This window comes from Corynebacterium liangguodongii (genome assembly GCF_003070865.1).
Taxonomy (GTDB): domain Bacteria; phylum Actinomycetota; class Actinomycetes; order Mycobacteriales; family Mycobacteriaceae; genus Corynebacterium; species Corynebacterium liangguodongii.
The window spans coordinates 285,919-302,115 of record NZ_CP026948.1 but is presented as its reverse complement, the minus strand read 5'-3'; the positions used below and the strand labels follow the sequence as shown (position 1 = coordinate 302,115).

The following is a 16,197-nucleotide window of genomic DNA, read 5'->3' as shown; positions in this document are numbered from 1 at the left end:
GCGTGAGCCGCGAACTTTAGCCGTGGAGCACGCGCAAAAGCCCCTACCGAAATCAGCGCTTGGCGCGCGGCGTAGTCCAACCACATGATGTTCGACTTTAGCGGGTGAGTGTGCCTCCGTCCCCTCCGGCGGGCATGATGGAGGGCATGACGCGACCCGTACAACCCAGCGCCACGATCCGCCAATGGTGGCAGGCGGCGCGCCCGCACACCTGGCCGAACGCATTTTCGCCGGTCATTGCGGGTACCGGGGCCGCGGCGTTTGCTGGACAGGCGCACCTCGGCCGCGCGCTCATCGCCCTGGTTGTGTCCTGGGCCCTAATCGTTGGCGTGAACTACGCCAACGATTACTCCGACGGCGTGCGCGGCACAGATGACGACCGCACGGGCCCCACCAGGCTGACCGCTTCGGGGCTGGCCTCGCCCGCGCAGGTCAAGCGCGCGGCGTTTGCTTCCTTTGCCGTCGCCGCGGTCGCCGGGGTCGCACTCTCGCTCCTCTCCGCGTGGTGGCTGATCCCCATCGGTGCAGCATGTATTGCAGCGGCGTGGTTCTACACCGGCGGAGAAAACCCCTACGGCTACCGAGGTTTCGGCGAGCTGGCGGTGTTCGTGTTCTTCGGGCTCGTCGCGGTGCTGGGCACCGAGTTCACCCAATCCGGCGTAGTGAGCTGGGTGGGGTTGGCCTCCGCGGTGGGCGTCGGCGGCATCTCGGCCGCGGTGAACCTGGCGAACAACATTCGGGACATCCCCACTGATGCGGTGGCCGGCAAACACACGCTCGCGGTGCGCCTTGGCGATCGCGTTTCACGCTACCTTTTTGTCGCGCTGACCCTCACCCCCTTCGCCGTCAGTTTCGTCCTCGCCGTCGCCTGCCTCCCGGCCCTGGCGGCGCTACTCGCCTTACCGCTCGCGGTGGCAGCCGTCCTGCGGGTCGTGCGCGGGGCGCACGGCAAGCAACTCATCCCCGTGCTCGGCCTCAACGGGACGGCAATGCTCGCATGGGCCATCATCACCGCGCTCGCCCTGGCGTGGAGTGGACAGGCCTTCTCCTAGTCGTCAAAGCTGTCAGCTCTCTCGCTCACGCCTGGCGGCACGAGCGGGCCGGTGAAATCGACGTCGCGTTCCGGCAGCCCCCGCGCGCGGGAGATGAACCGTCGCCCTCCGAGGAAACGGAACTCGATATCGCGTCCGTTGGTACTGATGTGCGCCAGGCCGTTTGTGACCTTCGAATGACAGGCAGAGCACAGCGGGATGAGGTTTTCGAGCTCCGTTTTTCCTCCTTCGCACCACTCCTTGATGTGGTGTACCTCAATAAATCGGGCATGATTGCACCCCGGCATCGCGCACTCGTAGCCCCAGACCGCAAGCAGGGCGCGCAACTGGCCGTCGTTAACAAAGCGAGTGCTCTTGCCGACGTGCACAGTCACGCCATTGTCGTCAATAAGGTGTAGGCGCACGAACGCGTCCCCCACATAGTTCTGCAGCACCGACGAGGGCGCTGCAACGTTTCCGGGCAGCCATGCGCGCCCGTTTGTCGTCATCATGATGTTGACGTGAGCGCCCGGGGTGCGCAGATCGCTCACCGGCCTCGTCCTCACCACGTTGATCATGGAGAGCAGCGCTCCATACATATCCTCCCTCGTCGGAGGGCCGAACCTCGAGAGAGGCTTGCGCTTTTGATCCGGCTCCGGTTCCAGTTCCTGCTCCTGCGACGGGCACGCCTCAGGGAGCTTCCTTTTCTCCTCCAGGAGGTCATCAATTCTCTCGCCGTCGGCGAGGTCTTCCTCGGTCACATCGTCAAAGCCGTAGTCGGCGAGCTGCGCAACCTTGAGCGCGGCAAGGTACGCCGCACCATCCGCCGCGTTGAGGCGGGCGGTGATGACGACGTCGCCGTTATCCTCCACCCGCACGCTGTGGTGATACTCACGCGTCTCCGCCCCATCGCTCGGTTCGAGACCAGCCAATGCCCTCTTGAGCTCGGGGAAACAGAGACGCCTTGCAAGGTCCACGAGCTGTCTTTCGTTTTCTACGGTTAAACGTTTGAGCAGGTAACGGACCGTCGAATAGCACACCTCTCCTCGCCGGAACGCGGCCGTGAGCATGGGAAACTGCTCAAGCTGGCGGGCGACGCCAACGTACTCGAACGCAGTGGATGGAGCGATATGGATCTCCCGCGCCAACCAGCCGGCGGTACATGTCTCGCCAAAGTTTTCGAATAACCCTCGCGCGTCAAACTCCGCGATCGCGATAAGCAACTCGGCCTTAGAGCGGGTGGACCACTCCTGGTGGCGACGTATCGCGTGGATCACGACAGCGTCTTCATCGCTACTAGCGACGGATTGTGCACCCCATACATCCAACATTGCTACCCCCGTACAAGTGTTCGACCTTTCGCCTCTCATGGTAGCGGATTACCGTGACCCGGTCAAGGGTTTTTCGAACGTTTTTTCTATAGAGAAGATTCGCGTGCGGGCGTGGTGCGTCACTCTGCAGCGGCAGAGTCAGACCACTCTCTCCCACTCTGCAGCGGCAGAGTCAGGCAGACTCAATCCATAGAGATCCACATCACAGCTTTACAATAAATGAGAAATACTGCACCGGCGCGGCGATGCGCAACTACGCACCGTCGCCAAGCCTCAGAGGAACCACAATGGATACGGTACAGGTCGGAAAAGGTCTACCCGCGCTCGCAGTGGACGTCGGGGGAACCAACATCAAGGCCGGCTTCGTTCACGAAAACGGGGAGATCGAAAAGGTCGTCATCCTGCCGACTCCCCCGGGCAAGAACAAGGCCCCCGGGGTCATCGATACCATCGTCGAGCTCTCCGACAACCTGGCGGAGTCCGGGCGAAGCGCCCGAGTCGGTTCGGTACTCATTCCCGGCGTGGTCAATGACCGAAAAGGAATTGGCGTCCACTCCGAGAACCTCGGGTGGGACAACGTACCGTTCGCGGACATCCTCACCGAGCGGCTCGGCTACCCCGTCTCCGTGACGCACGATGTCCGCGGGTCCGGCATCGCCGAGTACCAGCTCGGCTACGCGCACAGGTTCGATAACGTCGTGGTGCTCACCATAGGAACTGGCATCGCGGGCGCGATCTTTATCAATAGGCAGCTTATCGACGGCGACGGGTTCGCCGGCGAAATCGGCCACATCCCGGTGTTCGGTTCCAACGGTCCGCTCTGCGTCTGCGGCCAGGCGGGATGCCTGGAGACGGTGGCATCCGCCGCTGCTGTCGCCCGCGAGTACCAACGCCTCTCCGGTATCAAGGTCATGGGTGGCAAGGAGGTTATTGACCTCGCGCTCTCCGGCGATACCCTCGCGGCGCGGATCTGGGACCGCGCCACGCTGGGCCTGGCCAAGTGCATCTCCCAGCTGTGCAGCATCATCGCCCCGGAGGCAATCTTGTTCGCAGGTGGGTTCTCCGGCGCCGGGGATACCCTGCTCAACCCGGTGAGCGAAAAGCTCGATAGCATCCTGACCTTCCAAAGGCGCCCGGAGATTGGCTGCTCGAAGCTCGGGGCAAAGGCCGGTTTGGTGGGCGCAGCACTGCAGACGAGAACTCTCGCGGAAAGGCTCGGCCTCTAGGCCCGGCACCCCCTTTGCCACCGCGCATGGGTACGCGGGGCACTCATTACACGAATCCACGTGGGAGGAAAAACATGTCATTTGCGAGCGAGCTCCGGAAGGTTCCCCCGGCGGGCAAAACTGTGGCTTTTACCGCCGCCACGCTCGGCATCACCTACGGCTACGACATCTCCAACATCGCCGGAGCCCTGCTGTTTTTGCCCGCCGACCTCGGGTTGAACACCAACCAGGCGGCGGCTATGGCCACTAGCGTGGTCGTGGGACAGATCCTTGGGGCGATGCTTGGCGGGGTCGTCGCCGACAAATTCGGCCGGCGCAACTCGATGCTCCTCATCGCGGCCGGCTACGCTATTTTTGCCGTGCTCTCGATGCTCGCCCCGGGCACCGCAACGCTGCTGTTGTGTAGGACCCTACTCGGCTTCACCATTGGCCTGTCGGTCTCCATCGTGCCGGTCTTCATCGCCGAGGCCGCGCCCTCGCGGGTCCGCGGCGGCCTCCTCGCCGCCTACCAGGTCGCTACGGTGATCGGCGTCGTGTCCGGCTACATCATCTGCTGGCTGCTCTCCTTCTCCGAAAGCTGGCGCCTCATGCTCGGTGTCGCGGCGGTCCCGGCCCTGGTTGTGCTCGCGATGCTCTTCCGGCTGACCGAAACCCCGACCTACTTAATGATGCAGGGCCGCGAGCGGGAGGCCGCCGAGGTGCTCCACACGCTCGAGGGCGACCCGCGCCGTGTCGACGAGGAATTGGCGTCCATCCGCGAGGCCTTAAGCGAGCAGTCCGAGCGGGGAAGCCTGAGGGAGATGTTTAGCGGATACCTCGCCCGCGCCACGATGTTCGCGATCGTGCTCGGGTTCTTCGTCCAAATCACGGGCATCAACGCCACGATCTACTACGCACCCCAGATCTTCGAGCAGATGGGCTACGTAGGCAACACCCAGCAGCTCCTCCTGCCGGCCTTGGTGCAGTTCTTCTCGCTCATCGCCGTTGTCGTCTCCATGAATATTATCGACGACTTCGGCCGCCGCAAGGTCTTGCTCTCCGGCATCGGTGTGATGATCTTCGCCAACGTCTTGCTGGTCATCACCTACGGCCTCGGCGGGGGCTTCTCCGGCTTCTACCAGTACCTCGGCTTGTTCGCGATCGTCATCTTCACCATGGGCTTTACCTTCGGCTTCGGCGCCTTGGTCTGGGTCTACGCCGGCGAGATCTTCCCCGCGAAGTACCGCGCGCTGGGCTCGTCGATCATGCTCACCGCCGACCTCGTCGCCAACGCGATTGTGGCGCAGGCCTTCCCGCCGCTGCTCGGCGCCGTGGGCGGCACCGGTGTCTTTATGATCTTCGGCGCGCTCTGCCTGTTCGCCTTCCTCTTCGTGCTGCGCTTCGCCCCGGAGACCAAGGGGCGCAACCTGGAAGACATCCACCGTTTTTGGGCCAATGGCGCGAAGTGGGACGCGCAGATACGATAGAGAGTGATCACTCAAGCCGTTATCGCTCACTTTCAATCACTGAAGTTCGACCGGAAGGACCCCCGCCATGACCGCAACCCCCGCTCTCCCCGGAGCCTCCATGGACCGCGAGCTCCACTCGCAGCCTGACGTCTGGCGCGCGGCGCTCGACCTGGCTGAGCGCGGCGTGTTCGCCGACGTGACATTCCCCGGGCGCGGCGCCAGCGTCGCGGTCATCGGGTGCGGAACTTCCTGGTTCGTCGCGCAGGCCTACGCTGCGTTGCGCGAGGACAACGGCTACGGCCCCACGGATGCCTACACCCCCACGGAGATGCGCCTCGGCCGAACCTACGACGCCTACGTCCTCATCTCGCGCTCGGGGACGACGACCGAGGTCGCCGAGCTCATTGACTCCCTCCCGGACGGCGCTCACACCATCGCCGTCGTCGGCGTGGCGGACAGCCCGATCGCGCACAAGGCAACCCAGGTCATCGACCTCGGCTTCGCCGATGAAGAATCCGTGGTGCAAACCCGGTTTGCCACCACCGCGCTGATGGCCCTGCGCACGACCGTGGAAGACCTCGACTACCTGCGCGGCCTCCCCGCCTCAGCGCAGGCTGCTCTCGAGGAAGAGCCGGAGGACGGGCTTGTCAACGCCGAGCAGTACACGTTTTTGGGCAGCCGCTTCGCGCTCGGGCTCGCCCAGGAGGCCGCGCTGAAAATGCGCGAGTCCTCCCAGGCGTGGACGGAGTCCTACAACTCGATGGAGTACCGCCACGGCCCCATCGCCATCGCCGCGCCGGGCCGGATCGTCTGGGCCCTCTCTGAGGTCCCCGAGGGGCTGGCCGACCAGGTCGCCGCCACCGGGGCGAGCCTGATCACTCACGGCGAGGATCCCCTCGTCGAGCTCGTCCGCCTGCACAAGGTGGCCCTGGAGACCTCCCGCGCCCGCGGGCTCGACGCCGACGCGCCGCGCAGCCTCACGCGCTCCGTCATCCTGGATAAGTAAGCCATGCCCCGCGTCATCACACTCACTCCGGCGCCCGCCCTCGACGTCACCATCACGGCCGATTCGCTGCGTCCCGGCCACTCCCACAGGGTCGCCCCGGCGCACCGCCGCCTCGGCGGCAAGGGGATCAACGTCGCCAACATCCTCGCACAGCAGGGCTTCGACGCGCAGGCCATGGGGCTCATCAACGAACGCGACGTGCGCGAGGCGGGCGGGCTCGACCCGCGGCTCGCGCTGCGCTTTACCGATACCGACACCCCGCTCCGCTCGACGTGGTCGATCTTCTCGGTCGAAGACGGCGATACCGCGATGTTTAACGAGCCGGCCCCGCCGTTCACGCCCGAGGACTACGATCGCCTCGCAGCAGACGTGCGCCGCTGCGCCACGGAGGCCGAGCTGCTCGTGGTCAGCGGGTCGGTGCCCGCCAACCTCGATCCCGGCTTCCTGCCCGCACTGTTGGGCGATGTGGCGGCCGGGGGCGTCGACGCAATCGTCGATACGCAGGGCCGCTCGCTTATCGACGCCTGCGCACAACGCCCCCTGTGGGTCAAGCCCAACCACCACGAGCTCGCCGCCGCGCTCGGGCACGACGACGTGTGCGCAGGCGCACAGCAGCTCCTCGCAGCCGGGGCCCGCGGCGTCGCCGTCTCCATGGGCGCGGACGGCTTGTTGCTCGTCACGGAGCAGCGCGGCCTGCACGCCCGGCTCGACGCCCCCGTTGCCGGAAACCCGACCGGGGCCGGCGACGCCGTCGTCGCCGCACTGGCGGCCGCTCACCTCACGGGCGAAGACCTCGACGCCGCCGCCGTCCGCTGCATCGCCTGGTCCGCGGCGGCGGTGCTCTCTCCCGTCGCCGGCACGCTGCCCGCGCAGTGGGAGGAGCTTTCTCACCGAGTCGACATCCGCGAGGTACACACGACGAAAGGAACCGCACAATGACCACAGCCTCGACCCTCGAGATCGTCTCCGCCGCAGCGCAGCGCGGCACTGGCGTGGGGGCGTTTAACGTCATCCACATAGAAACCGCCGAGGCGCTGGCCCGGGCGGCCGAGACCGCCGGCCTGCCGGTGATCCTGCAGATCAGCCACAACTGCGTGCGCTACCACGGCTCGCTCGAACCCATCGCGCTGGCCACCCTCGCCATCGCCCAGTCCGCCTCGGCCCCCGTGGCCGTCCACCTCGACCACTGCGAGGACCTCGAGCTGGCCAAGCGGGCAGTCGATCTGGGGTTTAACTCCGTGATGTACGACGGTTCCACGCTCGACTTCGACGCCAACGTCGCCACCACCCGGGAGGTCGTCGCATACGCACACGACCGCGGCTGCGCGGTCGAGGCGGAACTCGGAGAGATTGGCGGCAAGCTCGGCGCCCACGCCCCCGGGGTGCGCACGAACCCCGCGGAAGCGCGGCGCTTCGTCGAGGAAACCGGCGTGGACCTCCTCGCCGTCGCCGTGGGCTCGGAGCACGCCATGCAGGAGCGCACCGCGCGCCTGGATAAGGATCTCATCGCCGAGCTGCGCAGCGCCGTTCCGGTGCCCCTGGTGCTCCACGGCTCCTCCGGCGTGCCCGACGACGAGATCGTCCGCGGGGTGCGCGCGGGGATGACCAAGATCAACGTCTCCACCCACCTCAACGGCCACTTCACCCGCGCCATCCGGCGATTCCTCGATGACAACCCCACCGTGACCGACTCGCGCACGTACGTCAAGGCCGGGTCCCAGGCGCTGAGCGAGGAGGCCGCGCGCCTGCTGAAGGTGTTCGCGGCGTGAACCGGGCCGAGCGGCTCAGCCGAATCCTCGACCTCGTCGGGGAGAGCCACTCCGTCACCGTCGACGAGGTGACCTCGGCCCTGGGGGTCTCCCCGGCGACCGCGCGGCGCGACTTCGACGCGCTCACCCAGCAAGGCAAAGTCCGGCGGGTGCACGGTGGCATCACCGCCAACGTGGTCTCCTTCGACATGCCGCTGCGTCAAAAACGCTCCCACAACCACGCCCAGAAGGAAGAAGTGGCGCGCTACTGCCTCTCCCTGCTCCGCCCCGGCGACGCGATCGGGCTCACCGGGGGATCAACCGTAGGGCTCATCGCCGAGCAGCTCCTGCCCTGGGCAAGCGAGCTGGCGCGCGACGCAGGCCCAGCGGCGAAGCCGGTGCTCACGGTGGTGACCAACGCCGTGGACGTGGCCTTTTTCCTCTCCTCCGCCCCGGCGATCCGCGTCGTCGTCACGGGTGGGGTGCTCAACCACTCCTCCATCGAGCTCACCGGACCGCTCGGCCACGACACGCTGGGCAAGATCTCGCTTGATTACGCCTTCTTAGGGGTCAACGGGTTCGACGAGCAGGGCCCAGGCACCGTCGACGAAAACGAGGGGGCAACCAACCGGCTCATGGCCTCGCGCGCGAGGCAACCGATGGCGGTGATGGACTCCAGCAAGCTCGGCCGCCGTTCCTTCTACAGCCTGGGCGGCGCGGAAACGGTCGGCTCGGTGGTTGTGGATGCGTCGATTAGAGACGCCCAAATCGCCGAGCTCACCGCCCGCGGCTACACCGTCCACGTCGCTCACGGGCGCGTATACAGGCCGGACTAGCATGGCAGAGGGAACGAGGAGGCAGACCATGACCACCACCCTGTTGACGCACGCCACGCTGTATCGCGGCGGCATCGGCGAGATCGAGGACGACGCGGACGTCCTGCTTGGCGACGGCCGCATCGCCCGCATCGGCCACGGCATCACCCCCGAGCCGGCGTGGGAGGTCACCGACCTCGCCGGCGCCCCGCTCGTGCCGGGCTACGTCGACATCCACTGCCACGGCGCGCAGTGCGCCGCCTTCGACGACGGGGCCGGTGCCGTCGATAAGATCCTGCGGGCCCACCAGGCGCACGGCACCGCCTACCAGTGCCTCTCCCTGGTCACCAACGGCGTCGAGGACATGGAGCGGCTCATCGGCGAGCTCGCGCCCGTGGCCAAGAGCAACCGGCACGTGCTGGGGATCCACCCGGAGGGCCCGTTTTTGCACCCCAGCCACAAAGGCGCCCACCCCATAGATCTGCTGCGCGATCCCGACCTCGGCTCCCTCTCCCGCCTCGTCGAGGCCGCCGACGGCACAATCGCGCAGGTCACCCTCGCCGTCGAGCGCGACGGCGGCCTCGCCGCGGTGGACTACCTGCGCGAGCGCGGCATCGTCGCCTCCCTCGGGCACACCTCCGCCACCTTCGAGCAAGCACAGGCCGCCTTCGACGCCGGGGTCAGCATCCTCACCCACACCTTCAACGCCATGAACAGCATCCACCACCGCGCGCCCGGGCCCGTCATCGCGGCGCTACGGGACCCCCGGGTGTGGCTCGAGGTGATCAACGACGGCATCCACGTCCACCCCTCGGTCGTCGCCACGCTCTTTGCGCAGGCCCCCGAGCGGATGGTGCTTATTACCGACGCCATGTCGGCGACCTGCGCCCCCGACGGCCCCTACAAGCTCGGCACCCTCGACGTGGTGGTCGCCGACGGCGTGGCCCGCCTGAAGGAGGGTAGCTCGCTCGCCGGGTCGACGCTGACGATGGACCGCGCTCTCGCCCACGCCGTCACGGCGTGCCAGGTGCCGCTCGACGGCGCCGTGGCAGCGGCTACCCGGCACCCGGCGCAGGCGGTCGGCGCCGCAGACATCGCCGGGGCCATCGCGCCCGGCCGCGACGCCGACGTGATCGTGCTCGACCCCGCCACCTACCTACCCGCGCAGGTCTACGTGGGCGGGCGGCGCGTGGCATAGCATGCTCGACGTCCTCACCGGCTTCGCCATCATGTCTTTTTAACTGCCATTGTTCGGCGTCTGCTTATAGCACCCAGTCCTACACCGAGAGCAGCGCCGATGAGAAGCAAAGTAGAGAACGGGATGGCGGAAGCATTCATCAATATGAGTGCTTGGACCACACCAGTCAAGGGGGGAATCATAAACCACCACCAAGTAAAACCGCGTTGAGCCGTATCTCGCCACGACAGCAGAAGAGTCAGCACTGGATTAAGAACAACCAGCGGGACGGCCCACCCCAGTGGCCCAAAAACGGGCGAAACCAACAGAAGTACTGTGGATACGAGTACATACGTGATTAACAATCGCCAGCGTGGTTCCATTGAATCGCCTCCAAGCAGAAACATTACTTGACGGAAATAATACGGAAAGAGAAATGCAGCATGCTCGACGTCCTCACCGGCTTCGCCGTCATCTTCGCCGTCGTCGGCGTCGGCTACGTCCTCGCGCACCGCGGCGTGATCGGCGAGGGGGAGCAGCGGCTGCAGTTCAACCGCGTCGCGTTCTGGGCCACGACACCCTCGCTCATCTTCTCGCTCGTCGCCACCTCCGAGACCAGCACGTTGTTCTCCCCCGTCAACGCGGTGGTCTTCGCTGCCTCGCTCACCACGATGGCGCTGTTCTGGGCGATCTCGGCGGCCGCCTTTCGCCAGGACGTGCCCACCACGATGGCCGGGGCGGCGGCATCGAGCTACTTCAACTCCGTCAACATGGGCCTGCCGATCGCCACCTACGTCATCGGGGACGCCACCTACGTCGTGCCCGCGCTGGTCATGCAGATGGCGGTGATCTCCCCGTTCATCATCGCCGGGCTCAACGCCGGGGGAGCCGGCAAGCACCACGTGCGCGAGGCGATCCTGCGCGGGCTGAGCGCCCCGATGGTGCTCGCGGCAATCGCGGGGACCATCGTCGCGGTGTCCGGCTGGACAATCCCCGAGCCCGTCATGGCGCCAATCAAGTACCTCGGGGCGGCCTCGCTCCCGCTCATCCTCATGAGCTTCGGTGCCTCCATCAAAGGCACGCGCGTGCTGCGCGAAGGGCCGGATCGCGTGCCAACGCTCACCGCCACCGCCCTGAAGCTCACCGCCATGCCCGCATTCGCCTTCGGCATCGGCTCGCTCGCCGGGCTCGAGGGCAACCAGCTCTACGCCGCGGTCATCCTCGCGGCGCTTCCCACCGCGCAAAACGTCTACAACTACACGGCCAACTACCGCGTCGGCGAGATCGTCGCGCGCGATACCGTCTTCCTCACGACGTTCCTCGCGCTGCCCGCGATGCTCGTCATCGCCGCCGTGCTCTAGCGCCTCTCCAGCTCCTCACGAATCCAGCGCTTGCGCTCGTCGCGCTGCGCCCGCCAGGTCGCCAGCGCCTCGACGGCCGCCACCCGCTGGCGGGAGAAGATGACCATCGACAGCGGGAACGCGACGATGAGCGCCAGGAGCGCCGACATGATCAGCGGCACCGGGGCACCGATGGCCGCAGCGAGGGCCTGAATCGCCACCGTGAGCGCGACAAAAAGCAGCAGGCGCAGCCCGCCGTAGACGGCCACGGCCTTGTTCGCGCGGCGGCGCACTGCCGGATCGAGAGAGTTACTCACAGACCGCTACCCTACCGAAGGCCCCGACACAGTATGTTTATGGGCATGGGAAGACTCTTGCTCGTGGCCTTGGTCATCCTGGCCATCTGGATGCTGTGGCGGGCCTTCGGGCCGGCCAGCCGGAAACCGGCAGCCCCTCCGCCCGCCATCAAGGGCCCGGATGATGACGAAGAGTTCCTCTGGAACATCGAAAAACAGCGCTTCAAGGAGCGCCGGGCACGAGAAGAAGCAGAACAACGCAGGCGCGAGGAAGAGCAGCGGCGCAGGCGCCTAGGGGGCGGCGAGGACTAAGCCAGCTCGGCCAGCTCAGCCAGCTCAGCCTCGGCGGCGAGCACCTCGGGCAGCGTCGCGGCCCACTGGAGCGAGTGGCGCACCCCATCGGCCACCGAGTATTCCGGGCGCCAGCCGAGCACCCGGGCGGCCTTGTCAATGCGCGCGGCGCTGCCGACCACGTCTCCCTCACGCCGCGGGGCGGCCACGACGTCGAGCGGGGCTCCGGTCGCCTCCCCCACGGCGGCAGCGAGCTCGAGCACCGTCGTGCCCGTGCCGGTGCCCAGGTTAATCACCTCGTAGGCGCCGAGCTCCGCCTGGAGCGCCAGCACGTGGGCGCGCGCGAGGTCCCACACGTGGACGTAGTCGCGCAGGCCGGAGCCGTCGCGGGTCGGCCAATCCACCCCGGTGACGGTGAACGGGACACCGGTGGTGTGCGCGGTGATCATCTTGCCCAACGCGTGTGACGGCGCCGGGTTCTGCAGGCCCGTGCGCAGCTGGGGATCCGCGCCGATCGGGTTGAAGTAGCGCAGCGCGATCGCGCGGATGCGCCCCGTGGCGGCCGTATCCGCCAGCACGCGCTCGAGCATCCACTTCGACGCCGCGTACGGGCTCGTCGGGTGCACCGCGCTGCCCTCGTCGACCATGAAGTCCGGGCCCGGCTCGTACATCGCGGCGGTGGAGCTGAGCAGGAAGGTCTTCACCCCGCGGGCGGAGAGGGCGTCGATAAGCGAGACAGCTCTTCCCACGTTGTTGTCGTAGTACTTCAGCGGCGCCTCGACGCTTTCGGGAACGACGATCTTGGCCGCGCAGTGGATCACCGCGTCGATGTCTGGATGGTCGTCAACAATCCGATCGAGCAACGCGCGATCGGCGATGTCGCCCTCGTAGTGGGCGAAGCGGCGCGCGAAGACGCGCAGGCCCGTGGAGTAGTCATCGAGGATAACCGGGGTGATGCCGTGGTCGACGCAGCAGGACGCGACCGTCGACCCGATGAAACCGGCCCCGCCGGTGATGAGCACCTTCATTTAGTTCAACCCCGCGTAAGAGTGTAGCCCGGCAATGACAGTGTTGACGTAGGTCATGTTGAAAATCGTCATGGCCAACGCGAAGACGTTGATCCACGCCGCAGGAACGTTCTTCCACCCGGCCGTGGCGCGGGCGTGCAGGTAGGCGGCGTAGAGGATCCACGTGATCAAAGACACCGTCTCCTTCGCGTCCCAGCCCCAGGGCCGGCTCCAGGCCGCCTCGGCCCAGATCGCGCCGAAGACGATGCCGATGCCGAACAGCGGCAGCGTGATAATCGCCGTCTTGTACGTGATCTGATCGAGCGTCTGCGCGCTCGGCAACGGGCGGGCCAGCGCGCCGAAGAAGCCGGATTCCTCCCCCTTCGGCTGCCACATGCGCAGCAGGTAGAGCAGCGCGAAGATGCCCGAGACGATGCCGATGGAGGCGCCGATGGAGACCGAGGAGACGTGCACCGGCAACCAGTAGGACTGCAGCGCGGGTATCACGGGGGCGGCCTGCATGTAGAACAGGGTGGAGTTTAAAAACATCGCCACAATCATCGGCGAGAGCACCCACACCCACAGCGTGTGCCAATTCTTGCGCTGGATCACCACCGCGGCGGCGACCATGATCACCGCCGACATGAACAAGATGTATTCGTAGAGGTTACCCAGCGGGAAGCGGCGCGCGGCCAGGCCGCGGGTGGCAAAGGAGGTGAGGTGCAGCACGATGCCGAACCACACCAGGGCCTGCGTCATGTTCGCCCACTTACGCGCCCCGGCGACCCGGCGCTCGTATTCTTGCTGGTCGAAGGTGTCTGCCTCGACGATGTCCGGCCCGCCGGCCCCGACGGCGACCTTCTCTCGGGCCTGGGCGCGCTGACGGCGCATGTCCACAACCCCGAACATGCGGCCGTAGTAGATGCACGCCATGACCAAGGCGACGAGGTAGATGACGAAGGCAGTGCGGAACGTCAGGTCCGAGAGATCTGCCAGGGTGGAGTCGACGAGCATAGGCTAAACCTACCCCACTGCGGCGAGACTAACCAAGGTCATCGGCCACGTCATCTTCCTCAGAGGCGTCGTCAGTGCCGTTATCGTCGCGCCGCGACGTCCCGCCGAACACGCGCCCCGCGAGCTCGTCGAACTCCGCGCCCCACCCTGCGCGGTCCGTGCGCGCCAGACCGGCCATTTCCACGCGCGTCGATTCCCCCTCCGGTACGAGGCGCACCCAGATGCGGCGCCGCTTGATCGCCACCGAGCCGATGAGGGAGGCGAGCATGAGCGCCGTCGCCGCCAGCGCCCACCCCTGGGTGGGATCGTGCGCGATTTGGTAGTTGGCGTACTCGGCGGCGCCGTCGAAACGCACGCGCACCCCTCCCTCAAGGGTGACCTCCTCGCCCTGCGCGAGGTTGACCCGGTCGGTCTTGCGCAGCCTGCCGTCGGCGATGAGCGCCTGGTCGAGCACGAAGATGTTCTGCGGCCGTCCCGTGTCTAACCCCGCGTCGCCGCGGTAGATGTCCACCGCCAACGCCGGGTCCGTCATCGCCGGGAAGGAAGAGCGCAGCTGGTCCCCGTTCGGCCCGGTCCAGCTCGCGGTGGGGGCAAAGGCGCCCTCGATGGCGATCTGGTTCTCCCGGCGCTGCGCAAGATCCGGATACATCCCCGCCGGCGGGTCGAAGCGCAGCACTCCGGAGGAGAGGAAGTTTTGCACGTCCGTCGGCCGGAACTGGATCATCTGCGTGCGCGACTCCCCGTTCGGCCAGGTCACGGTGACCTGAGGCGCGAACCCGTGGCCCTGAAGGTAGACGCGGTCACCGCGGATGCGCAGCGGGTGGTTCACGGCAAGGGTGTAGTCCTGCCACCCGGAGCGCTCGGCGCCCAGGTCCGCGGTATAGGAAATGTCCGAGGAGAAGCCGTTCGCCTGGCCGGTGTTGAGGTAGGAGGCCTTGAAGTTGTGCGACTCGAAGCAAAACGGGGTGAGCCCGGTGCCGTCGAAAAGCGGGCCCGCGCGGAAGGTGTCGTAGTTCGCCGGAGAAGTGTTGCAGAACTCCCGCGAGCGCTCCACCGGCACCGCCGAGGGTGCCTCCGAATTCGTCACCACGATGACCTGACCCTCGTAGTAGACCATGCGGCCGGCCGTAAAGGTGACGATCATCGCGACGATCCCGATGTGGAAGAACAGGTTCGCCAGCTCGCGGGCGTAGCCCCGCTCCGCCGAGATCGAGCGCGCCCCGGCGCGATCCTGCTCGGGGGTGTAGGTGGCGGTGTGCCAGCGCCGCAAGACCCGCGCGAGGTCGGCTTCAACCTCGGCGAGCGGCTTGTCGACGACCCCGTCCGCGTGCAGCGGCATGCGGTGCAGATACTTCGGCGCGCGCACCGGGGTGGCGCGGAATGCCCGCCAGTGCTCCGCCGTGCGCGGGAGGATGCAGCCGACGAGGGAGACCATGAGCAGCGCCACGATGGCGATGAACCAGGTCGAGCCGAAGACGTTGAACAGCTGCAGCCGGTCGTAGATGGGGCTCATGACCGGGTTGGCCTTGTAGAAGTCGTCGACAAGCGAGGCGCTCACCGAGCGCTGCGGCAAGAGCGCGCCCGGGATCGCAGCGAGGGCGAGGAGGAAGAGCAAGATCAGAGCCGTGCGCATGCTGGTCAGCCAGTGCCAGGCGCGCCTGAGCCATGTCGCTACGGTACGCATCACACCACGCTCGCCCCGTAGCCCACCACGAGCTGGCGCGACCAGCCCACGAAGTAGCCCCACGCCCCGGTCACCAGCATAAGGCCGACGACGATCATGGCCACCCCGCCGGCGATCTGGATGGCGCGCGAGTGGCGGCGGAGGAAGTCCACCCCGGCGACCGCCTGCGCGGAGCCGAGGGCAAGCAGGACGAACGGCAGGCCAAGGCCCACGCAGTAGGCGGTGACGAGGAAGATCCCGCGCGCCGCGGTCATCCCCTCGGTGCCCACAGAGACGGAGATGATCGCCGCGAGCGTGGGCCCCAGGCACGGGGTCCACCCCAGCGCGAAGACCCCGCCGAGCAGCGGGGCGCCGATGAGCGTGGTCCACCGTCGCGGCGCCGGGCGGGTGTCGCGCTGCAGCAGGGGCACCGCGCCCATAAACACCAGCCCCATGAGGATCGTGACCACCCCGCCGAGGCGCATGAGCACCTCGGCGTTGAGGGTAATGAGCCTGATCGCGCCGAACACCGAGACCGTGGCCAGGAGGAATACGACGGTAAACCCAAGGACGAACAGGCCGGCCGCGCCCGCCACCGAGGCCCGGCGCGTGGCCACCCGGGGGCCGCGCTCGCCGAACTCCATCTCCCCGCCGACGACGCCGGTGAGGTAGGACAGGTAGCCCGGCACGAGCGGGATGACGCACGGGGAGGCAAAGGAGACCAGGCCGGCCACCGCGGCTGCCACCGCGCCGAGCAGGAGGGGGCCGGTGAGCACGAGGTCAGAGAAGAACTCGCCCACGACC

Annotated in this window: 16 protein-coding genes; 10 read left to right on the top strand and 6 right to left on the bottom strand. The window is 67.0% G+C overall.

Annotation, left to right across the window (positions count from 1 at the left end; genetic code table 11):
• Positions 1 to 146: 146 nt before the first annotated feature.
• Positions 147 to 1,052, top strand: coding sequence for a 1,4-dihydroxy-2-naphthoate polyprenyltransferase (locus tag C3E79_RS01435; protein ID WP_108403307.1), 906 nt, complete (start codon positions 147 to 149; stop codon positions 1,050 to 1,052).
• Here C3E79_RS01435 and C3E79_RS01430 read toward each other — a convergent pair.
• The gene (locus tag C3E79_RS01430) at positions 1,049 to 2,308 is read right to left on the bottom strand and encodes an HNH endonuclease signature motif containing protein (protein WP_158268467.1); all 1,260 of its coding nucleotides are present in this window, start codon (positions 2,306 to 2,308) and stop codon (positions 1,049 to 1,051) included. The two genes, C3E79_RS01435 and C3E79_RS01430, sit on opposite strands and share 4 nt — an antisense overlap.
• Before the next feature lie 341 nt (positions 2,309 to 2,649).
• On the opposite strand from C3E79_RS01430, the gene C3E79_RS01425 reads away from it, so the two are divergent.
• The 8 genes from C3E79_RS01425 to C3E79_RS01390 all read left to right on the top strand — a co-directional run bounded on the left by C3E79_RS01425 (position 2,650) and on the right by C3E79_RS01390 (position 11,143).
• Positions 2,650 to 3,588 (top strand): ROK family protein, encoded by a 939-nt coding sequence (locus C3E79_RS01425; protein WP_158268468.1) that lies wholly within the window; start codon positions 2,650 to 2,652, stop codon positions 3,586 to 3,588.
• 74 nt (positions 3,589 to 3,662) lie between these two features.
• A complete protein-coding gene (locus tag C3E79_RS01420; RefSeq protein ID WP_108403304.1) occupies positions 3,663 to 5,054 on the top strand; it encodes a sugar porter family MFS transporter in 1,392 nt (463 codons plus the stop codon).
• Between the two features lie 67 nt (positions 5,055 to 5,121).
• Positions 5,122 to 6,042 carry an SIS domain-containing protein gene (locus C3E79_RS01415; protein ID WP_108403303.1) on the top strand — a complete coding sequence of 307 codons (921 nt, stop codon included), beginning with the start codon at positions 5,122 to 5,124 and terminating at the stop codon, positions 6,040 to 6,042.
• 3 nt (positions 6,043 to 6,045) lie between these two features.
• Complete coding sequence (locus C3E79_RS01410; protein WP_108403302.1) at positions 6,046 to 6,981, top strand: 1-phosphofructokinase family hexose kinase; 936 nt, start codon at positions 6,046 to 6,048, stop codon at positions 6,979 to 6,981.
• A complete protein-coding gene (locus tag C3E79_RS01405) occupies positions 6,978 to 7,811 on the top strand; it encodes a class II fructose-bisphosphate aldolase (RefSeq protein WP_108403301.1) in 834 nt (277 codons plus the stop codon). Before C3E79_RS01410 ends, C3E79_RS01405 begins: the two co-directional genes overlap by 4 nt.
• Positions 7,808 to 8,626, top strand: coding sequence for a DeoR/GlpR family DNA-binding transcription regulator (locus C3E79_RS01400; protein ID WP_108403300.1), 819 nt, complete (start codon positions 7,808 to 7,810; stop codon positions 8,624 to 8,626). Before C3E79_RS01405 ends, C3E79_RS01400 begins: the two co-directional genes overlap by 4 nt.
• A gap of 28 nt (positions 8,627 to 8,654) precedes the next feature.
• Positions 8,655 to 9,803 (top strand): N-acetylglucosamine-6-phosphate deacetylase, encoded by a 1,149-nt coding sequence (nagA, locus tag C3E79_RS01395; protein ID WP_108403299.1) that lies wholly within the window; start codon positions 8,655 to 8,657, stop codon positions 9,801 to 9,803.
• Positions 9,804 to 10,225: 422 nt separating this feature from the next.
• Complete coding sequence (locus C3E79_RS01390; RefSeq protein WP_108403298.1) at positions 10,226 to 11,143, top strand: AEC family transporter; 918 nt, start codon at positions 10,226 to 10,228, stop codon at positions 11,141 to 11,143.
• Here C3E79_RS01390 and C3E79_RS01385 read toward each other — a convergent pair.
• Positions 11,140 to 11,439: a DUF4229 domain-containing protein gene (locus C3E79_RS01385; RefSeq protein ID WP_108403297.1), complete on the bottom strand. Its 300-nt coding sequence runs from the start codon at positions 11,437 to 11,439 to the stop codon at positions 11,140 to 11,142. The genes C3E79_RS01390 and C3E79_RS01385 overlap by 4 nt on opposite strands.
• A 45-nt stretch (positions 11,440 to 11,484) precedes the next feature.
• Here C3E79_RS01385 and C3E79_RS01380 point away from each other — a divergent pair, with 45 nt between their 5' ends.
• Positions 11,485 to 11,730, top strand: coding sequence for a hypothetical protein (locus tag C3E79_RS01380; protein WP_108404996.1), 246 nt, complete (start codon positions 11,485 to 11,487; stop codon positions 11,728 to 11,730).
• On the opposite strand, the gene galE is transcribed toward C3E79_RS01380, so the two are convergent.
• From galE to C3E79_RS01360, 4 genes are read right to left on the bottom strand one after another with little or no spacing between them, the layout of a single operon-like run.
• Positions 11,727 to 12,737: a UDP-glucose 4-epimerase GalE gene (gene galE / locus C3E79_RS01375; RefSeq protein WP_108403296.1), complete on the bottom strand. Its 1,011-nt coding sequence runs from the start codon at positions 12,735 to 12,737 to the stop codon at positions 11,727 to 11,729. The genes C3E79_RS01380 and galE overlap by 4 nt on opposite strands.
• The gene (ccsB, locus tag C3E79_RS01370) at positions 12,738 to 13,730 is read right to left on the bottom strand and encodes a c-type cytochrome biogenesis protein CcsB (protein ID WP_108403295.1); all 993 of its coding nucleotides are present in this window, start codon (positions 13,728 to 13,730) and stop codon (positions 12,738 to 12,740) included.
• Between the two features lie 28 nt (positions 13,731 to 13,758).
• On the bottom strand, positions 13,759 to 15,414 hold the full coding sequence (locus tag C3E79_RS01365; RefSeq protein WP_108403294.1) for a cytochrome c biogenesis protein ResB: 1,656 nt from the start codon (positions 15,412 to 15,414) through the stop codon (positions 13,759 to 13,761).
• Positions 15,414 to 16,193, bottom strand: coding sequence for a cytochrome c biogenesis CcdA family protein (locus tag C3E79_RS01360; RefSeq protein ID WP_108403293.1), 780 nt, complete (start codon positions 16,191 to 16,193; stop codon positions 15,414 to 15,416). Before C3E79_RS01360 ends, C3E79_RS01365 begins: the two co-directional genes overlap by 1 nt.
• Between the last annotated feature and the right edge of the window lie 4 nt (positions 16,194 to 16,197).